The sequence below is a fragment of the Duganella radicis genome, assembly GCF_009720825.1.
Taxonomy (GTDB): Bacteria; Pseudomonadota; Gammaproteobacteria; order Burkholderiales; family Burkholderiaceae_D; genus Rugamonas; species Rugamonas radicis.
Genome location: NZ_WNKY01000001.1, coordinates 412,714 through 435,982 on the forward strand (window position 1 = coordinate 412,714; position 23,269 = coordinate 435,982).

The window sequence follows — 23,269 nt, forward strand, 5'->3', positions numbered from 1 at the left end:
TGCTGTCCGCCCATTAATCCGGGCGGCGTGCGGCATGGTCGCCTTTGCATTTTCAGCCATTGCAGCATCCACACCAGCGAGTTCGCCGGCCCCCGAACCAACGTCTCCCGCCATTTTTTCCCCGGCCACGCTGGCGCGCACGGAAGTCCTCCTGCGCAAGATGAACCTCGATGAAAAACTGGGCCAGCTGAATCAGCTGTTCCAGTTCCGGCGATCGTCCAAGCTGGATGACATGGTACGCGCAGGCAAACTTGGTTCGGTGCTGTTCGTCACCGACCCGGCGGAAATCAACCGCCTGCAGCACCTCGCCGTGGAAGGATCGCGATGGGGCATTCCCCTGTTGTTTGGCAGTGATGTGGTGCACGGCTACAAAACCATCTTCCCGGTGCCGATCGCATTGGCCGCATCCTGGGATCGTGGCTTGGTCGAGCGCGTATCGGCGATCGCCGCCACCGAGGCGCGCGCGGACGGCATCGCCTGGACTTTCGCGCCGATGGTCGATGTCGCGCGCGACCCACGCTGGGGGCGCATCGTGGAAGGTGCCGGCGAGGACGCGTACCTGAATGCCATCATGGCCGAAGCCCAGGTGCGCGGCTTCCAGGGACCACGCCTCGGAACACCGGGCCGCCTGCTGGCAACCGTCAAGCATTTCGCCGGCTACGGGGCCAGCGAGGGCGGCCGGGATCACGATGCCGCCAATCTGTCAGATGCGCAGCTACACAATGTCTATCTACCGCCGTTCCGCGCCGCCGTAAAGGCCGGTGTTGGCTCGATCATGAGTGCTTACATGGACTTGAACGATGTTCCCGCCACCGGCAACCGCTGGCTGTTGCGCGACGTGCTGCGCGACGAGTGGCAGTTCGGCGGGTTCGTGGTCAGCGACAACAACGCCGTGAACGACCTTGAACCACACGGCTTTGCCGGCGACAAGCGGGAAGCCGCCGTGCGCGCCTTCAAGGCAGGTGTCAACATGGAGATGGCCAGTTACGTCAACGCCTACGCCCACCTGCGCGAAGCTGTGGACCAGGGAACCATTAGTGCAGCGGAGGTCGATATCGCCGTGCGCCCCATCCTCGCGACCAAGATTGAACTTGGGCTGTTCGAACAGCCCTACATCGACCAGACCAAGGGGCGCGCGATAGCGGCACAGGCTTCCGCCTATCAGGCAGAGGCGCGGACCGCTGCGGAGCGCTCGGCGGTCTTGTTGCGCAACGAGGGCAAACTCCTGCCGCTCGACCGGGCGACATATCGCCGCGTCGCCCTCATCGGTCCCCTGGCCGATGCGCGCCAGGATACCCTGGGGCCGTGGGTTTTCGCGCATGACCTGAAAGACACTGTCACCGTCGCCCAAGGGCTGCGCGCCAAGCTGGCCAACAACGTCGCATTCGACATCGCGCCCGGCGTGCAGCTGAAACGGACCACGCCGTCACCGTTTGCCTCCATTTTCAAGGAAAAAACCCCGCCGACCTGGGATGCGGCGCGCGCGGCCGACGAATTCGACAAGGCCGTCGCACTGGCAAATAGTGCCGATGTGGTAGTTCTTGCCCTGGGCGAGAAACAGGACATGATCGGCGAATCGGCATCGCGTTCCACGTTGGCACTGCCGGGCGACCAGCAACGGCTGATGGAGCGGGTCGTGGCCTCGGGAAAGCCGGTGGTGCTGTTGCTGATGAATGGCCGCCCGCTTGACCTCACTTGGGCCAGCACGCACGTACCGGCGATCCTTGAGCTTTGGTATCCCGGCGCGCAGGGCGGTGCCGCTGCGGCCAACCTGCTGTTCGGAGACGCCAGCCCAGGCGGCAAGCTGCCGTTCACCTGGCCGCGCAATGTGGGACAAATCCCGCTGTACTACGGGCACAACCTGACCCAGGATCCATCCGAGCAGGACCGTCGCTATTGGAATGAGCCCAGCAGTCCGTTGTTCCCGTTCGGCTATGGCCTGAGCTATTCCTCGTTCTCCGTCACCGACCTCCGCCTGAGCAAATCAGTCTTGCGCGCCGGCGATTCACTGGAAGCGACCGCCGTCATTGAAAACACGGGCGCCGTTACGGCGGACCAAGTGGTCCAGCTGTATATCCACCAACGCTACGGTAGCGCGTCGCGGCCCGCACGCGAACTAAAGGGTTTCGAACGTGTGACTTTGCGTCCGGCGGAGAAGAAAACGGTGCGCTTCACGCTGGGCCCTGGCGAACTCGGATATTGGAGCGCGGCTACGCGCAGCCAGGTCAATGAGGCCAGTACTTTTGACGTATGGGTAGGCACAGACGCCAAGGCGACGCTGACGACCACCTTCGAACAGCAATAAACCACTGACGCACGAAAGATTTTCATGACCGAGCCGCATTTCATCCACGCCCCCGCAAGCAAGCAAGCGCCCGCACCAGAAAAATCATCGAGCAAGCGCCGCGCCAAGCCCGGCCTGATCGGCGCCGCAGCTATCATGGCGCTCGCCGGCACTGCCTGGCTGGCCTACCATCTCCTGGTCGGCCGCTATCACGAGGAAACGAACGACGCCTTCCTGCAATCTGACACGGTCACCATCGCCCCGAAACTCAGCGGCTATGTATTGGAGGTGCTGGTAAAGGATAACCAACATGTCCAGGCGGGGCAGCCGCTGGTGCGCATCGATCCGCGTGACTACCGTGCCCAGGCCGACCAGTACCAAGCGCAAATCGCCATCGCCCGGGCCAATGCGGACGCAGTGCGTGCACAGATCGACGAGCAGGCATCGGTGGTCGAACAGGCCCGCATCCAGTTACAGACGGCGCAAACGAGTGCCGCCTTCACCGCCGCAGAGGCCCGTCGCTACGAGCCGCTGGCGGAGATCGGCGCCGAAACGTCGGAACAATTGGCCACACGACGCAACCAGGCACAGCAGAGCGCGCAGCAAGTTGGCATCCAGCGGGCCGCGCTCGCCAACGTAGAAAAACGCGTCGCATCGCTGCGGGCGCAGGTCCGTCAGGCCGAAGCGCAGGCGGCTAGCGCCGAGGCACAGCTCAAGGCAGCAAAGGTCAACGTAGCATCGACCACGCTGGTCGCAGCGGCCGCCGGTCGCATCGGAGACCGGACCGCTCGTGAAGGCCAGTTTGTCCAGCCAGGCACACGCCTGATGTCGCTGGTGCCGTCGAATAGCCTTTACATCGTAGCCAACTTCAAGGAAACGCAAATGCGCCGCATGCGCGTGGGCCAGGACGCAGAGATTACCATTGATGCCCTGCCCGATCAGGTCTTTCACGGCCATGTCGAGAGTATCGCGCCGGGCACCGGCGCGCAGTTCTCGCTGCTCCCGCCACAAAATGCCACCGGCAACTTCACCAAGATCGTACAGCGCGTTCCGGTACGCATCGCGCTCGATGCCGACGCTAACGCTCGCCAGGTGCTGGTGGCCGGTCTGTCGGCAAAAGTAGAGATCGCGACCGCTGAGGACCGCCAGTGACGGCGACGCCGGCCCCACGTGCGGACGCTGGCGCGTGGCTGGCCGTGGCCGCCGGTACGCTAGGCGCGCTGATGGCAACGCTGGACATCTCGATTGTCAATTCGTCGCTGCCGACGATTCAGGGCGAGATCGGCGCAAGCGGCACGGAAGGAACATGGATCGCAACAGGTTATCTGGTGGCGGAAATCGTCATCATTCCGCTTTGCGGCTGGCTTGAGCGCCTGCTGGGCCTGCGCACCTTCCTGCTGCTGGTGGCGGCGTTGTTCACTGGGTTCTCCGTGCTGTGCGGCTTATCGACATCGCTGACCATGATGGTGATCGGTCGCGTCGGCCAGGGCCTCACCGGTGGCGCCATGATCCCCACCGCCCAGACCATCATCGCCACGCGGCTACCGCGTCATCAGCAGCCAGTAGGCACGGCCATGTTCGGCGCCACCGCCATCCTTGGCCCGGTCATTGGCCCCGTCATTGGTGGCTGGCTGACGGAGAACCTGAGCTGGCACTACGCCTTTTTCCTCAACGTGCCGATCTGCCTTGCGCTGATGGCGCTGCTTTGGATCGGGTTGCCGCACCGGAAACCCCAGATGGATCAGCTTGCCAAAGCTGACTGGCTCGGTATCGTAGGGCTGGCCGCCTTTCTTGGAGGCCTGACAATAGTGTTGGAAGAAGGTGAACGCGAACAATGGTTTGAGTCGCGCCATATCCTCTGGCTAACGGCCCTGTCGCTGGCGGGTTTCCTGGCGATGATGGCAGGACAATTCACGGCCAGGCAGCCAGTCATTCGCCTGCGTATTCTGCTGGACCGGCAATTCGGTTCGGTGGTCATCATGGGAACGATGGTTGGGATGGTGATCTACGGGACTTCTTACGTCATTCCGCAGTTTCTCGCCTACATTGCCAATTACAACGCCCAGCAGGCCGGCGGTGTCGTGGTCTTATCAGGCATACCGAGCCTGATGCTGATGCCCCTGGTACCGCTCCTGATCCGCTACATCGACATTCGCCTGGCCGTCGCTTTCGGCTTGGTGCTGCTGGGTGGAAGTGCCTACATGGACACATTCCTGACAGCACAGTCCACCGGACCGGAGTTCCTGTACTCGCAGCTGATCCGTGGCGTCGGCACCATCTTCGCCATGCTGTACTTGAACCAGGCAGCAATCCAGTCGGTCCCATCCGAATACGCGAGCGACGCCGCAGGTCTGTTCAACGCTGCCCGGAATCTGGGCGGATCTCTGGCGCTGGCAGGCATCGCCGCCGTGCAGGACCAGCGCATGTGGCTCCACAACCGCCGACTGGAAGAAACCCTGAACGCGAACAGCACCGGCCTGCACGACTACCTCGCGGCACAGGCGCAGGCAGTAGGCGGAACGGAGCAAGCGCTGCGCGCACTCTCTGGAACAATCCAGATGCAGGCGCTGAGCATGACTTATATCGACCTGTTCTGGATACTGTCAATGGGTGTGATTTGCACGCTACCGCTGGTCTATTTCCTGCGTCCGCTGGACAAGCACGCCCCCCTGGCCACCCATTAAGGAGCACTGGATGTATCAAAGAATTTTGTTGTCATTTTTTGCGGGCGGTCTCGCTGCCGGCTGTAGCACCGTCGGCCCCGACTATGCGGGCGCCCCCGCAATGCCGCTGCCCAATTCATTTGTCCGCGCCGCCGGCCACGGCACGGCGTTACAGGCGTCGACGTGGTGGATCGGCTTAAACGATCCTGTTCTTGTCGGTTTGGTGGAGCGGGCATTCGTGGCGAATCCTGGACTCGCTGGAACACAAGCACGCCTCCGGCAAGCGCGAGCAGTACTTCACAATGAACACGCGAACCAGTCGCCACGCGGCGGCGCCAAACTACTATACGCCCACGCGCGCCTGCCGTCGCTGGAAGACGGCGGCGCAGACAGTCCACAGTTGCCATCGCGCCTGGACTTATACAATCTGGGATTTGACGCTAGCTGGGAAATCGACCTGTTCGGCGGCCAGCGCCGCGCTGTTGAAGCCGCCGCCGCCTCAGCGCAAGCAGCCGAAGCAAATCTGGCCGACATGCAGGTCAGCCTGGCGGCCGAAGTGGTACAGGTCTACGTCAATCTGCGCAGCTGCCAGCGGCGCCAGGCGCTGAATCAGGAGGCCATTGCGCACCAGCTGCGGATGCTCGACCTGACCCAGCGCCGGCGCGAAGCAGGCACAGCAACCGAGCTCGATCTGGCGCGATTCCAGGAACAGCTGGAATCGACACGCGCCGACAACGGGCCGTTAGTGGCTGAGCTTGAGAGCTACCACAACGCTTTGGCCGTCTTGCTGGGGGTACCGCCGGGGGGGCTGGACAGGGAGCTAGCCCAACCGGTACCGGTGCCGCTGCCACCGGCCGCAGTGGCGGTGGGCGACCCTGCCGCGCTGCTACGAAACCGTCCCGATATCCGCGCCGCCGAACGCACGCTGGCTGCGCGAACCGCGCAAATCGGACAAGCCGACGCCGCCCGCTTCCCGCGCCTGAATCTCATGGGATTGATCGGCATCGGCGGGACGCATTTGTCCGATCTGACGCACCTTGACGACTTTGTCGCTCTGGGCGCACCACAGCTGAGCTGGAACTTCCTCGACTTTGGCCGCAACGCCGCAAACCTTGATAAGGCAAAGGGCGCGCGCGATGAAGCCGAGGCGCGTTATCGTGCAACCGTACTGGCGGCGCTGCGCGATACGGAGGACGCACTGTCGCGCTTCCGCCAGCGCCGGGTTACGGTAGCTACGCTGGCACGGGCCACGCAGGCTGCCGGGCACGCCGCTGAGCTAACGCGTGCGCGCCAGCGTGGAGGTACCGCCACCACGATGGACCTGCTGGATGCCGAACGTACCAGAATCAATGCCGAGCAACGCCTTGCGCTGGCCGAAGCCGCGCTTACCAACGACTTCGTCTCCTTGCACAAAGCGTTAGGCCTGGGCTGGACGCAGTAGAAAAGTGATGTCCGGTCGCAAGGCCGGTCCATCGCTGTCAGAGCCACGCGGCAGGAGCATACCGGTCGATTTTTCCGACGAACCGATACAACAATGCGCGCAACGCCACTGTTTCGGGGACGCCAAGCAAACTCGCCATCTCCGTCTCGACGCGCAGGCCGGCCTGCCACGCTTGTTCGAAGACTGCGCGCCCGGCAGGAGTCAGATCGTAACTCAAGTCGGACAGTACGCCGTTGACTGCGTCATGGGATTCGATCAGGCCGCGCGCTTCCAGATCGTCCATGGCCTGCAGGCCGGTGGGGTGCGCACTGTAAGCCAGCAGCGTTTCAATCTCCAGGCGCGTGCGCCCGCCACGTTCGCCCAGCGCTGTAATAACGAACATCTCGATATTGTTGTACCCAAGCCGCCCGCCGACATCCCGCATCTGGCCATATAGATAGAAGAACGCCGATCCCAATAGATAACTGAGCGACGTCGCCGTGGTCTCAGCCGGTAAACCTAACGGATGTCCACCAATGTTGATACTGATTGCATCGGCATTGTCGTGCCGGATCAAAGGAGGGAAGTCGCTGCGGACAAAGCCGCTGACGCGGCCAATAACAATCAGGCTATCTTCACAAGCAAAAGAGGTAACGCGCTCGCACGACAAAGTGACCGCGCTCCCTTCCAGCACGCGAATGTCGTTCGCGCCAGCACGCAACGAGATGTCGGCCAAGCCGTGGCCGGACGCGGCGGCAATCCGCCTGGCCAGTTCAGCCTGATCATAGGCCAAGGCATGGGCCTCCCACCGCGCGGCCTGTTCCACTGCAGACGCGCCGGCGACGTGGCGTTCAATGGTCCACGCCACCAGCGCTGATGCGGGCGACAATATGGCGAAACTGCGCGCCAATACGCCGATGCCGTCGGTGCCCTGTCCGCAGGTGACCAGTACGACCGAGCTTGGAAAGCAAGTCAAGGGATCTTGCAGTTCCTGCCCACGGCTGGTAGGTGTGGCCGGCAAGCCGACCAAGCGCATCGCGGCGTCATAGGTGTTCATGGATGTCCTCGTCAACTAGGTCCATGCATTATGAAGACCCGATTGCCGCTGTCATCGTTAAAGCGGACTAGATGGGCCGGCGGCACAGTAACATCAACGTCCCGGTTCCAGTAGTTTCACGCGGATCAGGCCTATGCTCTGGGCGGGCAGCAGCATGACCAGCTCGTCACCATTGAGGCGGCGTCCCGGAATCCAGCGCCCATCCGTGAATCGCCCCTCTTCCACAAAATCAATCTCTGCGAGCTTACCGTTGCGCCCGAAGTCCACCATAAAGTCCTGGCCAACGAGAAAGAATTCACCAGGGCCACCGGCAATGACGAAACCAAACGAGGTCGGATCCTTCTTGGCCGGCGCAGGGGCGGCCGCCCCGCCGCCTGTGGCAGAGGCTCCAGTCGGGGCCGCCACGCCAGCGTCGAACATCATTTTCTTGATCTGCGCCGTCATCCCTCTAATGCTCATCGAGTAGCCAGCCAGCGATGCCGGTACCGGATCGTCGCGATCAAGCAACACGGTGTGCAGCATGCCGCGTTCTTGCGCACCAAGAATAATATCGGTCATGGAACCAAGGACCTCGTATACCTGCGTCAGTTGCTTACCGGGGAATAAGTCCTCGACGCCAAAGATTGACCAGCCCAGTGCCTTGTGTGTACCAATCGCCCGGAAGATATTCACGGTCTTGAATCGGGCTTCAGGAACAAAGACCGGGTTGTCGGCACGGTCGAAATCGGCCAAGGCGCCCTTGACGTCGTCTACGTAGATGTCCGGCGACAGCATGCTGATCGAAGGTGCAGCGGCCTTCCACACGTCCATCATGCGCGCCACCGGCCCTCCGCTCGGGTAATCCCCCGCCTGCGGCTGGCCTGGCTGCGGTCCCAGCCAGGCGTTGGCATACATCGGCAGTGCCAATTCCTTCTTGCCGGCCTGGGCGACGCTTTCGACATAGCTGGCATACGCCCAAGCCATAAAGACTTCCTCCGCCTGCGCGTCCTTGCCAAAGACCTGCTCCCAGGTGCCACTGCGGCGGAACTGTTGGCGGTTCCAGATGGCCAACAACTCTGGACGCAGAGTGCTACGATGGCGTTCGAGGTAGTTCATCAGCGCCCTTGGAACCTGCGCATCCCACGCTTCCTGTGCGAGCTTCGAGCGATCGCGGCTGTCACCCAGCATGCCCACTTCATTATCGACTTGAATCAGGATGACGGTATGTTGTGGGTCAACCGCTTTCAGGTGCGCGAGGAAGGCTGCGAAAGCGCGCCGTTCAGCGGTTTGCAGCTGTGGTGATAACGGCGTCAGCACCGCCATGGGCATCGCCCCTTCATAACTCATGAATTCCGGCTTGCCGCGATTCATGCTCACACGCGGAAAACGTGTCGTATCCCGCCGCACCCACCCGGGTGCGTAGGTCGAGCGCGCGTTTTTATAGGCGCCGAACCAGATTACCGCCAGGCGCATGCCTTGGGCGCGCGCGCTATCGAGCTGCCTGTCGAGGGAACTAAAATTGAAACGGCCTTCTTCCGGCTCGATCATGTCCCAATTGACGGTGCTGAGCACCGTGTTCAGGTTCATTTGCTTCAGGCGCGGCCAGATCGGGGCCATATACTCCGCCGACGATGCGCTCGAATTATGAAGTTCGCCACCCAGTATCAGGTAAGGCTTATCGTCGACGATCAATTGCATAGACGCGCCGCGTTGCTCCAGCCTTGGCAGGGATGCGGCAGCCGCGTGTATGCATACCGCAGCTAGCGCCACAGTTCCCACGAATTGTTTCAACATTTTTTTATCTTTGGTAATTGAAAGTGTATGAAATGGATACCTAGTCCCGCGCGACTTCCAGGCCAAGCACAGCGTTCAGCAGCACCCTGACGAGTTCGCTCTGGCGCGTGACGCCGGCCTTCATGAAAATCGCCCGCAGGTGTGCACGTGCCGTGTTACGGCGTATCCCGAGCTTGACCGCGGCATCGTCAAGACTCAGGCCGTTGACCAGCTCGATGGAGAAATTCGCTTCCGCCGGGGTAAAATCGAACAACTGCCGAGCAATCTCCTGTGCCGGTCGGGCTTGCGCATCGGGATCGCGCAAGAAGATGGCATGCGTCGGCCGGCACCGGCCGTCCGACTCTTCGACCATCGGTATCCTGCGCACCACCGCCGCCATCTTGCGGCGGCCCGATGGACGGCTCAGAGACATCGCGGCGACCGTACCTGCATCGGTTAGCAGCCGTCGCAACTCCCGTGTTTCCGCCGGCGTGCAAGTCTCCAGTTCACGCCCCACCAGACGTAGCCCGTCGCCCGCCGCCAGCAGGTGGCAGGCAACCGGATTCGCCCGGAGCAGCTGGGCGTGCTCATCGAGCACCAGCACACCAATGTTCAATCGGTCCAGCCCCTCCTCGTAAATCTCGCGTACCGCTTCATTTCGCGTCATTTGGGCGGTCAGCGTCAGCGCCTGCTTGATGTGCGGCACGAGCATGCTCAACCGCCGCTTGTCCTCCTGACTAAATGGCGGCAACTCGGGGTAGCGGTACAGGCGCAGCCGGGACACGGTGCCAGCGCTGGTAACCATGTCCACACCCATGCCGTGGTCGGCATCGGCCGGCATGCCGAACCTCAGGTAATCCTGGAAAAAGCTGCTGTCCTGCCACACGCGGTCGGTCATGACATCGGAAATGAGGACCACCCGTTCATGGGGCAAATTGACAAAAGGATCGAAGAGATGCCACTTGGTCTTGTAGGCGGTCTCGAACTCTTTTCCGTTCGTGGGGTGGCACACCAGATACCCCAAGTCAGTGGAAGAACTGGGGCGGACCACGATCGTGGTACTGGTGCAGCCCATATATTCCGAGATCAATGCCATGCTGGAGCGCCAAGGCTCGGCCTCCAGCACGGACTGATAAATCGCATGAATCGCCTCGTTCATCAACTCCGGGCGCTCCACGGGAACTTGCGCAAAAGGGGTAACTAATGAGCCCATGATCCGAAACCTCCAAGCAAGAGTGTCAGACAACGACCAGCTTCACCGATTTGAGACGATCAGAGCTGTTGCCAGCACTAATCACGAAGGTTCCCGGCTCGACCACCCATTTCATGGCGGCGTCCCAAAATGCCAGCGCGTCCGGGCCGAGGTCAAAGCGCACTGTGGTGCGGCCGCCGACGGGCAGCGCGATGCGGCGGAAGGCTTTCAGCTCCAGCACGGGGCGCGGGACAGAACTGACGAGGTCGCGCACATAGACCTGCACCACCTCGTCGCCGTCGCGCTTGCCTGTGTTGACCACCTCAACCTCCACCGAAAAGCCTTCGCCACTACCGATGCGGTCTTTCGCAAGACGTGGCGCCGACAGCTCGAAGGTCGTGAAGCTCAGGCCATAACCGAACGGATACAACGGCGTACGCTTGCCCTCGACATATGGCACCCTGTCTGCGGACGGATGGCGGTTGTAGAACGCCGGTAGTTCGCCGACCGAGCGCGGGAAGCTCACCGCAAGTTTGCCACCAGGATTAACCTTGCCGAACAGGACGTCAGCGACAGCATTGCCGCCCTGCTCCCCCAGATACCATCCTTCGATCAGCGCGTTGGCCTTCTCCGCCAGGCGGTTGACGGTGAGCGGACGTCCATTCAACAGCACGCCGACGACCGGCTTGCCGCAGCCGAATATGGCTTCCACCAGCGCGTCCTGGTCGCCGTAGAGGTTGAGCGAATTGCGGTCACCGGGCAGAACAGCGGCGACCGCCTCGCGCGTCACCTGTTCGTTATCGCCCACGACCAGCACCACCAAGTCCGAGCGTCGCGCAACCTCGACTGCCGCCGCGATGCGGGCACGGTTATCGGCCGCAGGAACCTGACGTATTACCGGCGCTTCGGGGCGTACACCTTCCGCTAGCGGTGGCGTGATCCAGACACCGTCGGACTGCTCGATGGTCACGTTGGCGCCGGCCTGCCGCAGCCCTTCCAGTACCCCGACCGCCGCCTTGGGCCACCCGGAATAGCCGCCTAACATCGGTTTCACCGAATTTGGCCCGATCAGCGCGATGCGGGTGCCGGCCGCCGCATCCAGCGGCAAGACCCCATCATTCTTGAGCAGCACGACGGCCTTTTGCGCGGCGGTGCGCGCCAGTGTCACCGCCTGAGGATCGTTCAGCACATCGGCTGCACGCTGCGGATCGGCATACGGATGTTCGAACAGGCCGGCTTCGAACTTGAGCGCAAGAATACGCCCGACGGCAGCATCGACACTTGCTTGCGGCACACGGCCAGCCTGCACCAGCTTGGCCAGCTTCTGGTAAGAGCTGCCCTCTGGCAGATCCGCATCCACCCCGGCCCGCATCGCCAGCACGGCGGCGCCCTCGGCATCCCCCGCCATGCCATGCAGTTCCGCTATCTCGCCAACAGCGCTGTAGTCGCTGAAATAAGCGCCTTGGAAGCCAAGCAGACCACGCCCGGTCTGCTGCAACAGCTGGGTATTGGCGTGCGATGGAACACCGCCTACCTCGTTATACGACGGCATGACGATCGCAGCCTTGGCGTCGATCGCGGCCTTGAACGGCGGCAGATAGCTATCGCGCAGCGTACGTTCCGACATATCGGACGGTCCGATATTCAGGCCATTCTGCGGCATGCCGTGCACAAAATGCTTGAGTGTGGCGAATACCTTGTCCGGCCCAATCGGCCGCGCGGTTCCTTGCAATCCCCTTACCGCCGCCGCCCCCATCTGGCCGACGTGGTATGGGTCCTCGCCAAAGAACTCCTCGCTACGTCCCCAGCGTGGGTCGCGCAGCAAGTCAAGTACAGGACTCAGGCCGACCGTGACGCCACGGCGACGCGCCTGCCGCCCGGCAATGGCGAAGCACTGCTCCACCAAAACGGGATCCCAGGTGCTGCCCAACGCAGGCGGAATCGGAAACGAGGTGCCCCCCTTCACGGCCAGTCCGTGCGCGGTTTCCTCATGAAACAGTACGGGAATACCCAGCCTGGTCTGCTCGATCGCGAAACGCTGAACGGCGTTCACGAACGCAACTGCGTCCTCTGGCTCGCGGAATGACTTGGTCTGGAAGCGACCACTGCCGGCCAGATCCGATGGCCGGGCAATTTGCCCGATGCCATGTGGGATCACCCGGGCAGCTTTTTCCGGAGAAAAAGCAAAGGTCTCCCGTTCAACAATGCTGACCTTGGTCATCCACATGCAGCAAAGCTGGGCCACCTTCTCATCCAAGGTCATGCGCCCGAGCAGATCGCGTACGCGTTCGGAGATGGGAGCGCCGGAGCGCCTGTAGACGGGCAGCGAGGCGCCCAGCGCCGGTAATGCCAGTGCCAGACCCGTGGTGGCCAACAGCGTTCGCCGAGTCATCTTCATTGTTGAATCTCCTGATAATTGTTTTAAAGCTGGAATAAGTATACACAGCAGTTTAATTTTTGCAATACGCAAAGCCTCAGGACAACATGCATTTGTCACGTAATGGCGACAGCATGCCGCCCGCCCTATCGTCGGGATGGCAACAGTTGAAACGTGGTGGATTAGAGCGCCGACCGGCGCAGCCTGATAGCCTGCTTATCGATCGGGGGCAGCGCAATCGCTCTGAATGCCTGCAAGCAGCAGCTTGACGATGCGGGTAGTCGCGACCTTGGGGGAGTCCACGAGCGCTCCCAGCGCACGATAACGCTTGGAATGCGCCATCGTCAGGTCGAGCAATGATGCGGCATAAAACGCGGGCTCGTGCACCGTTATGCCGAGCTTTGCCGACGTATCGACGATGGTCTGCACGATGTGACGCACCCCCAGGTCCTGCGTGATTTCCTCTCCGTAAGAGGATAATTCGCGGATCGTCGCCGAGGACTTTTCCCCCATTGCCATCAGCACGCGCATGCCCGGGTCATCGCAAATCATGAAGCAATTCTCGACGTGAAAACTCAGACAAGCGCGCATGTTCGGAAATGCGGGAGGATCGGGTTGGCGGGCGCTGGCGACTATGGACGTAATAACGTCCTTTAATATTGCCTTTTTATCTGAATAGCGCATATAGAGCGTGCGCTTGGAAATGCCGGCACGCGCTGCGATAGCCTCCATTGCCGCACCGTCAAAGCCCAATTCGTCGAACAGCGCAATGGCCGCCTTGAGAATATCGGCGTCAATCGCCCCAGCCTGATCCTTCGGAGGCCGTCCTCGCAGCTTAGTCCGCTCGACGGCTGGCTCTGCCGGGGTGGCTTGGTCGCGCTGATTTGGAGACAACTGGGCTTTGGTCATGAATGAGGCATCCGATTGCAAAAAAAGTCCGGGCATGATGATAGCAAAAAAAGGACGCTGCCTCAGACCGCGTCCTGTGAAAGTGCACTAGACGGCACTGGAGACGATTGAGATTATTTACAGATCGGCAGTTTGGCCAGATCGGCGTCAATGGCGTCCAGGACTTTGTCGGTGAACGTCTCTTCGGAATATGGTTGGATCGCGCGCAGTGGCATGGAACGTGCCATATCGAACTGGTCGTTACCGCGCAACTCCGGGATATGTTTATACAGGACTTCCCGAGCTGCAGGCTCATCGAGCAACTCCGATACGAGCGATTCGGAACTCAGTTTTTGCTTGACGCAGCTTGCACTCGATTGCGCGGCCACCGGCGCTGGCGCAGGCGCCTGGGCAGCCGCCATCGCGGTGATCACGGACAGCAAGGCAGCGAGCGAAATGTTACGAAATTTCATGAAATGTCCTTCCAGACGAAAAATAACAGAAGCGGTCATCGCCCGATTCAACACCGCCGGTTAGCTCCAGCTTCGAATCAGCGTAGAGTCACTATACGCCAGATCTTTTACAAAGTATACGGCATCGTAGATTTAATTATTGGGGTGAGCAAAAGCGCAACAATACGGAATCAAAACGCCATGTCGCGCAAGACCTTGGCGGTCTCGCGACTGGCAGTCAGGCTGCTTCCGTCCCGCATACGTATCACCAGCTTTGAGCGGTCATCAGTTTTCATTGAGTCGATGAAATCAAGATTGATCAGCGCGGAGCGGTGAACGCGAAAAAATCGCGTTAAATCCAGTTGCGCCTCAATCTCGATAATTCCTGCCCGCACCAGGAAAGTTTGTCCACGCGCGACGATGGCCGTGTATTTGGAGTCGGTCTTGATGTACTCAATCTCGTCGAGTGCGAGCGCGAATATCTGGCCGCGATCGCGCACAAAAATCCGCTTGAGCTGATGCGGCGTTCGTGTCATAACTTGACCGAGGTCTATACTCACCTCGTTGTCAGAGCGGCTGTACTCCATTAGCCGCGCCACGGCTGCATCAAAACGTGCGCGCGTAAAAGGCTTGAGCAAATAGTCTACTGCGTTGAGCTCAAAAGCGGCCACGGCATAGCGGTCGTATGCCGTGGTGAAGACGATATCCGGCGCATAGTCCAGGCGCGACAAGACCTCCACTCCCGTCATCTCCGGCATCTGAATATCCATGAAGACGATATCCGGACGGAGCGCGTTTATTTGCGACAGTGCAGTTGCACCGTCAGCGGCCTCGCCTATCAGCCGCAGTCCTGCGTGCGTGTAAATTGAATCACGTAACACCTCTCGCGCCAAGGGTTCGTCTTCGGCAATGAACACATTTCTATAACGCAATTGAACCTCCTGAATCAGGAAAATGCCAAAGGCATTGATATCGTGACCATAAAGCCCTCGCGGGGAGCGGTCTTGATGGCAAGGGTGCCGCGCGCGCCATATTCGAGTTCAAGGCGCCTGGCCAAAGTACGAATACCCAGTCCGTTCGACTGTCCGAGGGCCACCGGGTCAGTGCCTGGCCCATTGTCCGCCACCCGCACATACAGTGTCTGAGTCAGCTCATCAACGCTGGTCCTGATCACTATTTTTCCTGGTCGGCTATGTGGATTGAATGCGTGCTTGATACTGTTTTCCACCAATGGTTGCAATAACAAGGCCGGCAGTGTGCATCCGTTGATATCGTCATCCAGGTCCCACTCGACTTGCAGCCGAGGGCCTAGTCGCAAACTCTCAAGCTCAAGGTAGTCCCGCACGAAACCCAACTCATCGTTGAGCGTGACTTGATCACAGCCCCTTTTTTCGGTATCGAGGATATAGCGCAGCATGGTTGAAAACTGGAACAGGGCTGCTTCCGCAGCGCCTGGGCTCTTACGAGTCAGCGCGATAATCGAATGCAGGGTATTGAACAAAAAATGGGGGTTGAGTTTGTTGCGTAGCGCATTCATCTCGGATTCAACCGCGAGGTTTTGCGCCAATTGTGCGGCGCTAGTCTGGCGCCTGCGTGCATTGTCAGCACGGACCATATGAAACATGGCGGCAATCACAAAATACGTCATCATGGCGTAAAGGGCTGGCCAGACATACCATGCTGGCTCTTGCCTCAGGCCGAGCAGGAACCATATCAACAGGTAGCACGTTACAGAGTAAAAGAGCGCACAGCAGAGGTGAATGAGAAATATCCTCCACAACGCCAGGCGCATGCTTTCAAGATAGCCGCTTAGAGGCCACAGCAGAGCCAGGAGCATTGCGTTCGGCGTGCTTTTAAGCAGTGCCATCACGACGCGCGTGTCGAACCTCCCCTGCCGCAACTCATCAAGCTGCAGTGCCAAGCCAACCAGAAGCAGGTAGGCAGCCCAGCCGCAGACATAGATGCACCACATACGAACAATCGTTTTTTTGTCGTTGAATTCCATCGCCCAAGTATGGCGTGGGAAGGCCAGAGCAAGGATCGTCCGAACGGACGATGCAGTCCTGGGTTATCGCCGACTTGATATCTGAATGCGGTCAAGTAATCAGCTACGGAGACATGTAGAATTTGTGCAACCGTTGGCCGGCCCTCCTTTTGTGCTACTGTTTATTGGTTGAAGGTACGGGGATAAATTCCAACACCGTTCTTCAAATAATCGACTCCATTACGAGAGATCGCCAGGCGTTTAGTTTAGGCATCTCGCGAAACACCGTTCGGCGCTATCTGCGCTCGGAAACCATAGAGCCAGCCTACGCTGAGCGGCGCTCCAACCGCGCCATCGACCAATACGCTTTCCAACTTTCGGCAATGCTCAAGACTGAAGCGGCACGATCGCGCAAGCAGCGACGCACGCTAAAGCAGATCCACGAGGACCTAAAAGAATTGGGGTTTGAGGGGGCTTACGACAGGGTCGCGGCGTTCGCCAGGACATGGAGGGAGGGGCAAATCGACCGGGCATCTCTGGCGTCACGACGTCCCGGTAACTGGTGCTGATACTGCGCGCAGCGATTACCAGCGCGCTTTTCATCCCAGAGGGTTGTACTGTTTCGATATCGATACCCACAATGTCCATCTGACGGCGGCGCGCCGGTTTGCGAAGAACTGGTGTTGCAGCAAAGTTGTCATGCCTGTTTTAGCAATTTGAAAATATGACCGCCATTTCTACACTTGTTGTTAAGATTGACAAGTTGACATAAAATTTCACGCATGCCATATTTGCTTTGGACATAGCAGGCTACGCCGCGTATGTTTCAGTCGGCTGTCGGCTTGGCCTCACTCGTGTAAAGGGCACTTTTTGAAATCCCATCCCTTCCCCCAGCCGTTACCTAGCGGCGACAGCACCTTGGACAGCGGGCGTTTCTTGCTCGGCGATTGGGTCGTCGACGTGGCCGCGCATCGCATCGAGCGCGGCGACACGGTCGTGGTGCTTGAACCCCGGCCGATGGCCGTGCTGGTCGAATTTTGCCGCCACTCGAACGAGGTGCTCACTGCGGACGCCCTGCTTGAAGCCTGCTGGCCAGGTCAGACGTACAGTGATAACCCGGTGCACAAAGTCATCGCCGGACTACGGCGCGCTTTGCAGGACAGCGCCAGCACACCACGTTATATCGAAACAATCCGCAAGCAAGGCTACCGCGTCATCGCACCGATCCGCGTCTTGTCCGACCAGGGGCCGCGCAGCCTGAACGGTGCTTGGCGCGGGAAGTCACCATTTTGCGGGCTCGAGCCCTTCGATACGGAACATGCCAGCGTCTACTTCGGACGCGACGCCGCCGTGAAGAAATTGCACGCCCACCTGGAGGGCCAATGGGAACGCGGACACCCGCTGGTCGTCTTACTGGGTCCTAGCGGTTCCGGCAAGACATCCTTGGTGCGCGCCGGCCTGGTGCCTGCCATGCTGGCGGGTTCAGCAACAGGCAGCGCCCGGCTGCGTGCCTGCGCCGTGACGACCATGGACCTTGGCGCGCTCGACGAAACCGGGCCATGGCAAGCACTGGCGCGTGCCCTACTCGACTGGGAAGTCGCTGGGACGCCCATATTGTCGGGCCACAGCGTCGCTTCGCTGACCGAAGTATTGCGCGGCCAATCCGATGAACTGCTGCGCCAGTTGCAGGCCGGCTTGCGCCCGCAACATGATGCGGGCCCGCCGCTGCTGGTGCTCGACCGCCTTGAAGGATTGTTCCAGGCAGCTGCTGGGATTGACGTGCTCGCCTTTCTCAATTGCGTGGAGCGCCTGGTGCGCAGCCGCCTGATGCTCGTGCTGGCGGTGTGCCGTAACGATTTCTATCCCAGCCTTGCCTGCCATCGCTTGCTTATGCACGACAAGGAACACGGTGCCCACATGGATTTGGCGCCGCCCGATGCGGACGCGATCACGCAAATGATCCGCCTGCCCGCGCGCGCCGCCAATTTGAGCTATGGATACGACGCGAGCGGCCTGAACCGACTTGATGATCGCTTGTGCGCCGACGCCATGCAAGCGGGCGACGCCTTGCCGCTGCTGCAATACACGCTGCAAGCGCTCTATCTCAAGCGCGAGCCTGGCAATGAATTGACCTGGGCCGCCTACGATGAACTTGGCGGCCTGGAAGGCGCCATTGGCAGCCGGGCCGAAGCGATCCTGGCGGATTTGCCCGGCGCCCAGCAAAACGCGCTGGCGCGCCTGCTGCCGCGCCTGGTGGCCCTGTCCATCGAAGACGCCTCGCCGACCAGCCGTTCGGTGACCGGAGCGAGTCTGACCGACGACAACGAGCGCGCCCTGGTGCATGCATTGGTCGAGGCGCGCCTGCTGGTGGCCGACCGGGTGGCGGGCGTGATCGGCTTCCGGGTAGCGCATGAAGCGCTGCTGCGCCGGTGGCCCCGGGTGACTGCCTGGGTGGCCCAGCACCGCGTCACGCTGGCGGCGCGCGAGGAACTGGCGCCGTGGGTGCGGCGCTGGCAGGAGGGGCTGCGCGCCAATGCCTTGTTGCTGCCGCGCGGGACCTTGTTGTGGCAGTCGGGCAGCGCGGTGGCGGCAGTGCCGCATCTGTTTAGCGGCGAGGAACAGGATTTCGTGGCCCGCTCGCTTGCCAGGATCAAGTCGCAGACGCGCTGGCGCTGGGCCGCCTCGGCCGGTGCGGTCGCCTTGGCCGTGGTGGCCGGCGTGGCCGCCGTGCGCAACGCCCAGCTCGCAAAAACCGTGTCCGCGCGCGAATTGCAAAGCCGTCGCCTGGCCACCTTCATGTTCGGCGAGTTGGCCGATCAGTTGCGCCCGGTCGGCAAACTCGATTTGTTGAACAGCATCGGCGAACAGGGATTGAAATTGCTCAGCCCCACGGACTCGCGCGACGAGCTCGCGGTCGACACCTTGCAGCGAGCGAAGGCACTCGTGGTCATCGGTGAAGTCAATAGCACCAGGGGCAAGAACCATATTGAGACGGCGACAGTCGCCTTGGTGCGCGCCTATGATTTGTTGGTATCCATGGGCAAGGCCCCGGGCGTCGATCCCGGCGAGTATTACAAGACGCTGGGCGCGAGCGCGTTTTGGCTCGGTCAAATTGCCTATGACGCCGGCCGGATGGACGAGGCGAGCAAGCAGATGGCGCGCTATCGCGAGGCGAGCGAACAATGGTTACGCGCAGCGCCGGGGAATCCGCAGGCCAGGGCCGAGCTCGGTTATGCGCTCAGCAGCCTCAGTTCGATCGCCATGAAACGCGCCGCCTGGGATGAAGCGCGGCGCGGCTTCGAGGCCTCGCTGGCGCTGAAGCTGGCGGTGCTGGCCGACCATCCTGGCGACGTCGAGGCGCTCGATGCGATCGCGAGCGCACGCACCTGGCTGGGACAATTGGCGCACATTCAAGGCCAGCCGACGCAGGCGTTGGCGCTATATGACGCTGCGCACGCGGTGCAGTTGCGGCTGATGACGGAGCGTCCCGGCGAGTCGGTACGGCTGCGCGACTTGGGTGTGCTGGAACTGCGGCGTGCCGAAGCCTTGCACGCCCTGGGCCGTGGCGCCGACACGGTACAAGCCAGACAGGCCGCGGTGCTCTGGTTGGAAAAGGCCACGGTGAACGGCGTCAACAACGTGTATTGGCAAGCCGAACGCCTGCTTGCCGAGAGCGCCCTCTTGCTGGCCAAGGTCGAAGCGGGCGTGTCCGTCGATCAGCGCGCGGCCCTACTGCGCCGGCAATTGGCGGCGCAGAACAATACCAAGCAGGCCAATTTGCAAATGCGGCAATTCGCCATTGTGCAAGTCGGATTGGCCGACGCCGAGTGGGCGGCGGCCAGAAACGATTGGCCGGCCGCGCACGATGGCGCCAGCGCCGCATTGCGGGAATTGGGCACTTTGATGGCACGTCAACCCTATCTGTGGCAGGGACGCGAATTGCAGGCGCATGCGGGATTGCTGCTCATGCGCGGACCGGCTGGCGCCACAGCAGCGCCGTCTGTCGCGGAACAGTGCGCCTCCACCCGCGAGACCTTGCAACCGGCCATCGACTCTGGCCAAGCCGGCATCGTCCTCGAGGCGTGGCTCGCGGCACGCGTTTGCGCCGGCGGCGCGGCCGTTGCCCGGACCGAGTTGCACCAGCTGACAGCAGGAGGTTATCGCCCGCGGTCGATACAGTTTCTAACGCAGTTCAAACAAGGAGCTACACCATGACGACAGCAGAAGCAATGCCAGAGACGCAAAAAATCGCCACCTATTATGTCGTCCCCGTCACGCCGGACATCGGCATAGAATCCGTGTTGTATTACGAAGGGCCGCTAAAGTCCAAATGGAAATCTGTTTCCAAAAAAGATTTGAACGCCCATAACCAGGGCTGCAATGCCGGACTGGTCAAGCTGATCCAACCAAGCGAGGATCAAATACTTGCAAGTACGGATCTATCCCCCGCGCAGCTCGACCGGACCGCCTCGCTGTACTGCGGTGTGGCGAAGACCTTGGGGGAGCCCGATCAGCTCAAGAGCTATTACGCCATCGATGCGGATGGGAGCTTGACGATCAATGTGAGCAAAGATACGACGCGCGGACTGATCTTGATTTTCACCCAAACGGATCCCTTAAATGGAGACTCAACGCGATACCCAGTTCGGCAGTTGATCGCCACCACAGATCCGGAGATCAAGAACTCTGCCATCGGCACCGGCGGCCATTGAGCCGCATGCAAGCACGATAGACAGAACGAAGGGCAAAGCAAAGTTTCACTGCTGCGCCCTTCTCGTATCCATGTATAGACTTGCCCACATTGCTGATCGTCGGCTGAACCCTTCCCTGCATCTCATGGCCGCAGCGGATGTTTGTCACAATTGCGCAGCATGGTACGCGCTGGCCGTCACCGCTTTTATTCCCGGCCCCATCGGAATTGGAGCTCCATCTCGGCACATCCACAATCGATGGTCTCTTCAGTTTCGCCCGTTGGCAGCGGATCCTCGCCTGCATCGTTCATGTGCTGCGCATTGCCAGTTTTTGAAAAGCCCCGTTTCTGGTACCAGCTCACAGCGGACATCGCGCTTTCCACCTTCACTGCCATGATGTGCTTCCTGATCGCATATTCGAGCGCGCTTCGCACCAATGCCACGCCCCCACCGCTGACGCTTCTACTCCCCAATAGCCACTTGATGTACAAAAACTGTGTCCGTTCTTCTTCCCGCACCGTGATTTGCATGACGCCGATTAAGGTATTGCCCTGAACCTCGGCGACCCTGGTACGGTGGTCGACTCCGTCGCCCGTCAAATCGCGATATTTGGGAAGCTCCCTCGCAACCTCGGCTCCCTCATCATCCTGATTCATTTCCGCAGTCGAGCAAATATTCCTGCCCTTTTCCGGGATGCGCCCGGCGGTCGCTTCTTCGTATTCACGGCCGATCCTCGCCACCCCCTTCAGCATGGCGGCATCGTCCCAATGAACATCCCTGACCGTTACCTTGGCCCACTGCGATTCCGGATCCTCGATGTGCTCTCCGATCTCGACCGTTGCGCGCCGGACGAAGACATTTAAGGCAGTGACATCGACACCTTTGATCCGCAGGACCCTGATCCACTCTACCCGCGGTTGTCCCCGTCCATCCGCAATTCTGATTTCGTCGATCTCTTGATTGGCGCCCCTGCGGGACATGAAAAGATCGGCGTCATCCACAGTAACGATATCGCCAAGCTTGAGCTCACCCCACGGTCCGATTTCGCCTTCTTCGTAAGTACCGTTGCCGTAGATGCTGCCGTTGACCTCTTTAACCGCATGTGTCACCCCCCAACTGACTCGCCCCAGAACGGGCTTCAGTTGCGCCGTCGACGATGTTTCCTTCAGCGAGCCGGCATGTCGGCCATCCATCATGTCGGCGCGCGCCTTGAGTTGCCCGACCTGGACGGAATGGCTGGCCATCTGCTGGAGCTGACGCTGCGTCAGCGACGCCACGCGCTCATCGGCGACGGCCCCGGCCGGCGTTTCCCCCGGTTGCGCGCCAAGCCTCGGCTTACCGGCGCCCCGACGGTCCCCACCCGAAGTTGAGCGATTGGTCAAACGTGTTTGCATGGGTGAACTCCCGTTCTCGGAGGGTGATGGTCTCGGGTCCGATGAGGATCAAGTCATTGCAGCGGGTCCGTCACTTTGATGATCGCTGAGATATTCTCCTTAACAAATTTCTTGACTTCCGGCAGCGCGTCGTCGAGGGGGCATGTTTTTCTTTGTGACCGCCGTACTCCTTTTTGGTCGGCTTGGTTGACGTCACTGTTCCCGCGTCGACGATAAACCAATAGCTCATGCTTCGATCGCTCTTTGTGATATGCCACCTCTTCGTATCCTTCATCGTCATATGCCAGGTTTCATCCTCCTGCGTCCACACCGGGTATCCCGCGCCATCAACAAAAACATTAACGGTGCCGATCAACTGCCTTTGAATTGGCGCCGTGCCGGCCGAAGTGGCAGCAACAGACAAATTCGGGGCAGGGTCCACCTTGCGTTGCAGAGCCTGATTGCCCATGTATGTCGCTTCGTTTTCCAGCGCCGAATTGTCATTGACCTGCATCCCGCCCACCGCAGTAGTGGGCTGCACCCTCCCCTGCATCTGCTGCACCACATGCCAGGCTTCATGCGGGAGATGCTGTTCCTGTCCGGGCGCCATATGGATCTCGCTGCCCTGGGCATAGGCGTGTGCGTTCAGCTGCGCTGGCTTGTCCGAGTTGTAGTGCACCTTGACGTGGTCCATGCTCATGCCCGACAGCGATTCGATGCCGGCTTTAAGCTGGTTCGGCATGCCTGTATTGTTGGATTTTTCCTTCAGTTGCGCGGCAAATTTTCCTTGCAAGAGTTCGTCCTCCTCCATGCGCTGCACCGGTTCGAATTTCCCCTGCAACAGCTCTTCATCCTCGACACGCTGCACGGCCGGGTCGTTGCCGCGGCCAGCCATCAGGTCGGCGCGTTCCTTGAGCTGCGCCGCCATGCTCGAATTGCTTACCATCTGCTGGCGCTGCAACTGCGCCAACGAAGCGGCGCGTGCATCTGGCATGGCAGCGGCCGGTGTTTTCCTCAATTGTGCGGCAGTGCCCGCATCGGCGGCGCTGCGGCGTTCCTCGGTCGATGGGGACCGGCTGGTCGAACGTATTTTCACGGTAAACTCTCTTTCTCAAAATGGAAGGAATGAAACTCGA

General features: G+C 60.6%; 16 protein-coding genes and 1 pseudogene. 7 read left to right on the forward strand and 10 right to left on the reverse strand.

What is annotated here, in order from left to right:
* Positions 1 to 34 precede the first annotated feature (34 nt).
* The 4 genes from bglX to GM676_RS01715 are packed head-to-tail and all read left to right on the forward strand — an operon-like array spanning position 35 to position 6,388.
* Entirely contained in the window at positions 35 to 2,305 is a 2,271-nt protein-coding gene (gene bglX / locus GM676_RS01700; protein WP_155461637.1) for a beta-glucosidase BglX, read from the forward strand.
* A gap of 24 nt (positions 2,306 to 2,329) precedes the next feature.
* The gene (locus tag GM676_RS01705) at positions 2,330 to 3,436 is read left to right on the forward strand and encodes an HlyD family secretion protein (RefSeq protein WP_155461638.1); all 1,107 of its coding nucleotides are present in this window, start codon (positions 2,330 to 2,332) and stop codon (positions 3,434 to 3,436) included.
* Positions 3,433 to 4,968 carry a DHA2 family efflux MFS transporter permease subunit gene (locus GM676_RS01710; RefSeq protein ID WP_371866063.1) on the forward strand — a complete coding sequence of 512 codons (1,536 nt, stop codon included), beginning with the start codon at positions 3,433 to 3,435 and terminating at the stop codon, positions 4,966 to 4,968. The genes GM676_RS01705 and GM676_RS01710 overlap by 4 nt, the downstream gene beginning before the upstream one ends.
* A 10-nt stretch (positions 4,969 to 4,978) precedes the next feature.
* On the forward strand, positions 4,979 to 6,388 hold the full coding sequence (locus tag GM676_RS01715; protein WP_155461640.1) for an efflux transporter outer membrane subunit: 1,410 nt from the start codon (positions 4,979 to 4,981) through the stop codon (positions 6,386 to 6,388).
* A 37-nt stretch (positions 6,389 to 6,425) separates the two neighbouring features.
* On the opposite strand, the gene GM676_RS01720 is transcribed toward GM676_RS01715, so the two are convergent.
* The 8 genes from GM676_RS01720 to GM676_RS01755 form a co-directional block, all read right to left on the reverse strand.
* The gene (locus tag GM676_RS01720; protein WP_155461641.1) at positions 6,426 to 7,424 is read right to left on the reverse strand and encodes a flavin reductase; all 999 of its coding nucleotides are present in this window, start codon (positions 7,422 to 7,424) and stop codon (positions 6,426 to 6,428) included.
* Positions 7,425 to 7,517: 93 nt separating this feature from the next.
* Positions 7,518 to 9,197 carry a GH35 family beta-galactosidase gene (locus GM676_RS01725; RefSeq protein ID WP_155461642.1) on the reverse strand — a complete coding sequence of 560 codons (1,680 nt, stop codon included), beginning with the start codon at positions 9,195 to 9,197 and terminating at the stop codon, positions 7,518 to 7,520.
* A 40-nt stretch (positions 9,198 to 9,237) separates the two neighbouring features.
* Positions 9,238 to 10,335 carry a helix-turn-helix transcriptional regulator gene (locus tag GM676_RS01730; protein WP_155461643.1) on the reverse strand — a complete coding sequence of 366 codons (1,098 nt, stop codon included), beginning with the start codon at positions 10,333 to 10,335 and terminating at the stop codon, positions 9,238 to 9,240.
* A 79-nt stretch (positions 10,336 to 10,414) separates the two neighbouring features.
* A complete protein-coding gene (locus GM676_RS01735; RefSeq protein ID WP_155461644.1) occupies positions 10,415 to 12,766 on the reverse strand; it encodes a glycoside hydrolase family 3 N-terminal domain-containing protein in 2,352 nt (783 codons plus the stop codon).
* A 195-nt stretch (positions 12,767 to 12,961) separates the two neighbouring features.
* A complete protein-coding gene (locus GM676_RS01740) occupies positions 12,962 to 13,654 on the reverse strand; it encodes a TetR/AcrR family transcriptional regulator (RefSeq protein WP_155461645.1) in 693 nt (230 codons plus the stop codon).
* A gap of 113 nt (positions 13,655 to 13,767) precedes the next feature.
* Positions 13,768 to 14,106 carry a hypothetical protein gene (locus GM676_RS01745; RefSeq protein ID WP_155461646.1) on the reverse strand — a complete coding sequence of 113 codons (339 nt, stop codon included), beginning with the start codon at positions 14,104 to 14,106 and terminating at the stop codon, positions 13,768 to 13,770.
* 170 nt (positions 14,107 to 14,276) lie between these two features.
* The gene (locus GM676_RS01750) at positions 14,277 to 15,017 is read right to left on the reverse strand and encodes a LytR/AlgR family response regulator transcription factor (RefSeq protein ID WP_155461647.1); all 741 of its coding nucleotides are present in this window, start codon (positions 15,015 to 15,017) and stop codon (positions 14,277 to 14,279) included.
* Positions 15,018 to 15,031: 14 nt separating this feature from the next.
* Positions 15,032 to 16,090, reverse strand: a complete 1,059-nt coding sequence (locus tag GM676_RS01755) for a sensor histidine kinase (protein ID WP_229262477.1) — start codon at positions 16,088 to 16,090, stop codon at positions 15,032 to 15,034.
* Between the two features lie 248 nt (positions 16,091 to 16,338).
* Between GM676_RS01755 and GM676_RS31975 the strand changes: the two are divergent.
* The 3 genes and pseudogenes from GM676_RS31975 to GM676_RS01765 form a co-directional block, all read left to right on the forward strand.
* Positions 16,339 to 16,578 (forward strand): annotated as a pseudogene (locus tag GM676_RS31975) (IS21 family transposase); the annotation flags it as partial.
* Positions 16,579 to 16,987: 409 nt separating this feature from the next.
* Positions 16,988 to 20,284, forward strand: a complete 3,297-nt coding sequence (locus GM676_RS01760; RefSeq protein ID WP_155461648.1) for an nSTAND1 domain-containing NTPase — start codon at positions 16,988 to 16,990, stop codon at positions 20,282 to 20,284.
* Entirely contained in the window at positions 20,281 to 20,781 is a 501-nt protein-coding gene (locus tag GM676_RS01765; RefSeq protein ID WP_155461649.1) for a hypothetical protein, read from the forward strand. Before GM676_RS01760 ends, GM676_RS01765 begins: the two co-directional genes overlap by 4 nt.
* 185 nt (positions 20,782 to 20,966) lie before the next feature.
* Here the strand turns inward: GM676_RS01765 and GM676_RS01770 are convergent, their stop codons facing one another.
* Positions 20,967 to 22,154 (reverse strand): GNAT family N-acetyltransferase, encoded by a 1,188-nt coding sequence (locus GM676_RS01770; RefSeq protein ID WP_155461650.1) that lies wholly within the window; start codon positions 22,152 to 22,154, stop codon positions 20,967 to 20,969.
* A 70-nt stretch (positions 22,155 to 22,224) separates the two neighbouring features.
* Entirely contained in the window at positions 22,225 to 23,229 is a 1,005-nt protein-coding gene (locus GM676_RS01775; protein ID WP_371866066.1) for an eCIS core domain-containing protein, read from the reverse strand.
* Positions 23,230 to 23,269 lie beyond the last annotated feature (40 nt).

Coding starts and splice junctions, on each gene's coding strand:
- GM676_RS01740 (WP_155461645.1), bottom strand. CDS start 13,654: ATGACCAAAGCCCAGTTGTCTCCAAATCAGCGCGACCAAGCCACCCCG.
- bglX (WP_155461637.1), top strand. CDS start 35: ATGGTCGCCTTTGCATTTTCAGCCATTGCAGCATCCACACCAGCGAGT.
- GM676_RS01715 (WP_155461640.1), top strand. CDS start 4,979: ATGTATCAAAGAATTTTGTTGTCATTTTTTGCGGGCGGTCTCGCTGCC.
- GM676_RS01725 (WP_155461642.1), bottom strand. CDS start 9,197: ATGTTGAAACAATTCGTGGGAACTGTGGCGCTAGCTGCGGTATGCATA.
- GM676_RS01735 (WP_155461644.1), bottom strand. CDS start 12,766: ATGAAGATGACTCGGCGAACGCTGTTGGCCACCACGGGTCTGGCACTG.
- GM676_RS01705 (WP_155461638.1), top strand. CDS start 2,330: ATGACCGAGCCGCATTTCATCCACGCCCCCGCAAGCAAGCAAGCGCCC.
- GM676_RS01745 (WP_155461646.1), bottom strand. CDS start 14,106: ATGAAATTTCGTAACATTTCGCTCGCTGCCTTGCTGTCCGTGATCACC.
- GM676_RS01770 (WP_155461650.1), bottom strand. CDS start 22,154: ATGCAAACACGTTTGACCAATCGCTCAACTTCGGGTGGGGACCGTCGG.
- GM676_RS01730 (WP_155461643.1), bottom strand. CDS start 10,335: ATGAACGAGGCGATTCATGCGATTTATCAGTCCGTGCTGGAGGCCGAG.
- GM676_RS01755 (WP_229262477.1), bottom strand. CDS start 16,090: ATGGAATTCAACGACAAAAAAACGATTGTTCGTATGTGGTGCATCTAT.
- GM676_RS01765 (WP_155461649.1), top strand. CDS start 20,281: ATGACGACAGCAGAAGCAATGCCAGAGACGCAAAAAATCGCCACCTAT.
- GM676_RS01720 (WP_155461641.1), bottom strand. CDS start 7,424: ATGAACACCTATGACGCCGCGATGCGCTTGGTCGGCTTGCCGGCCACA.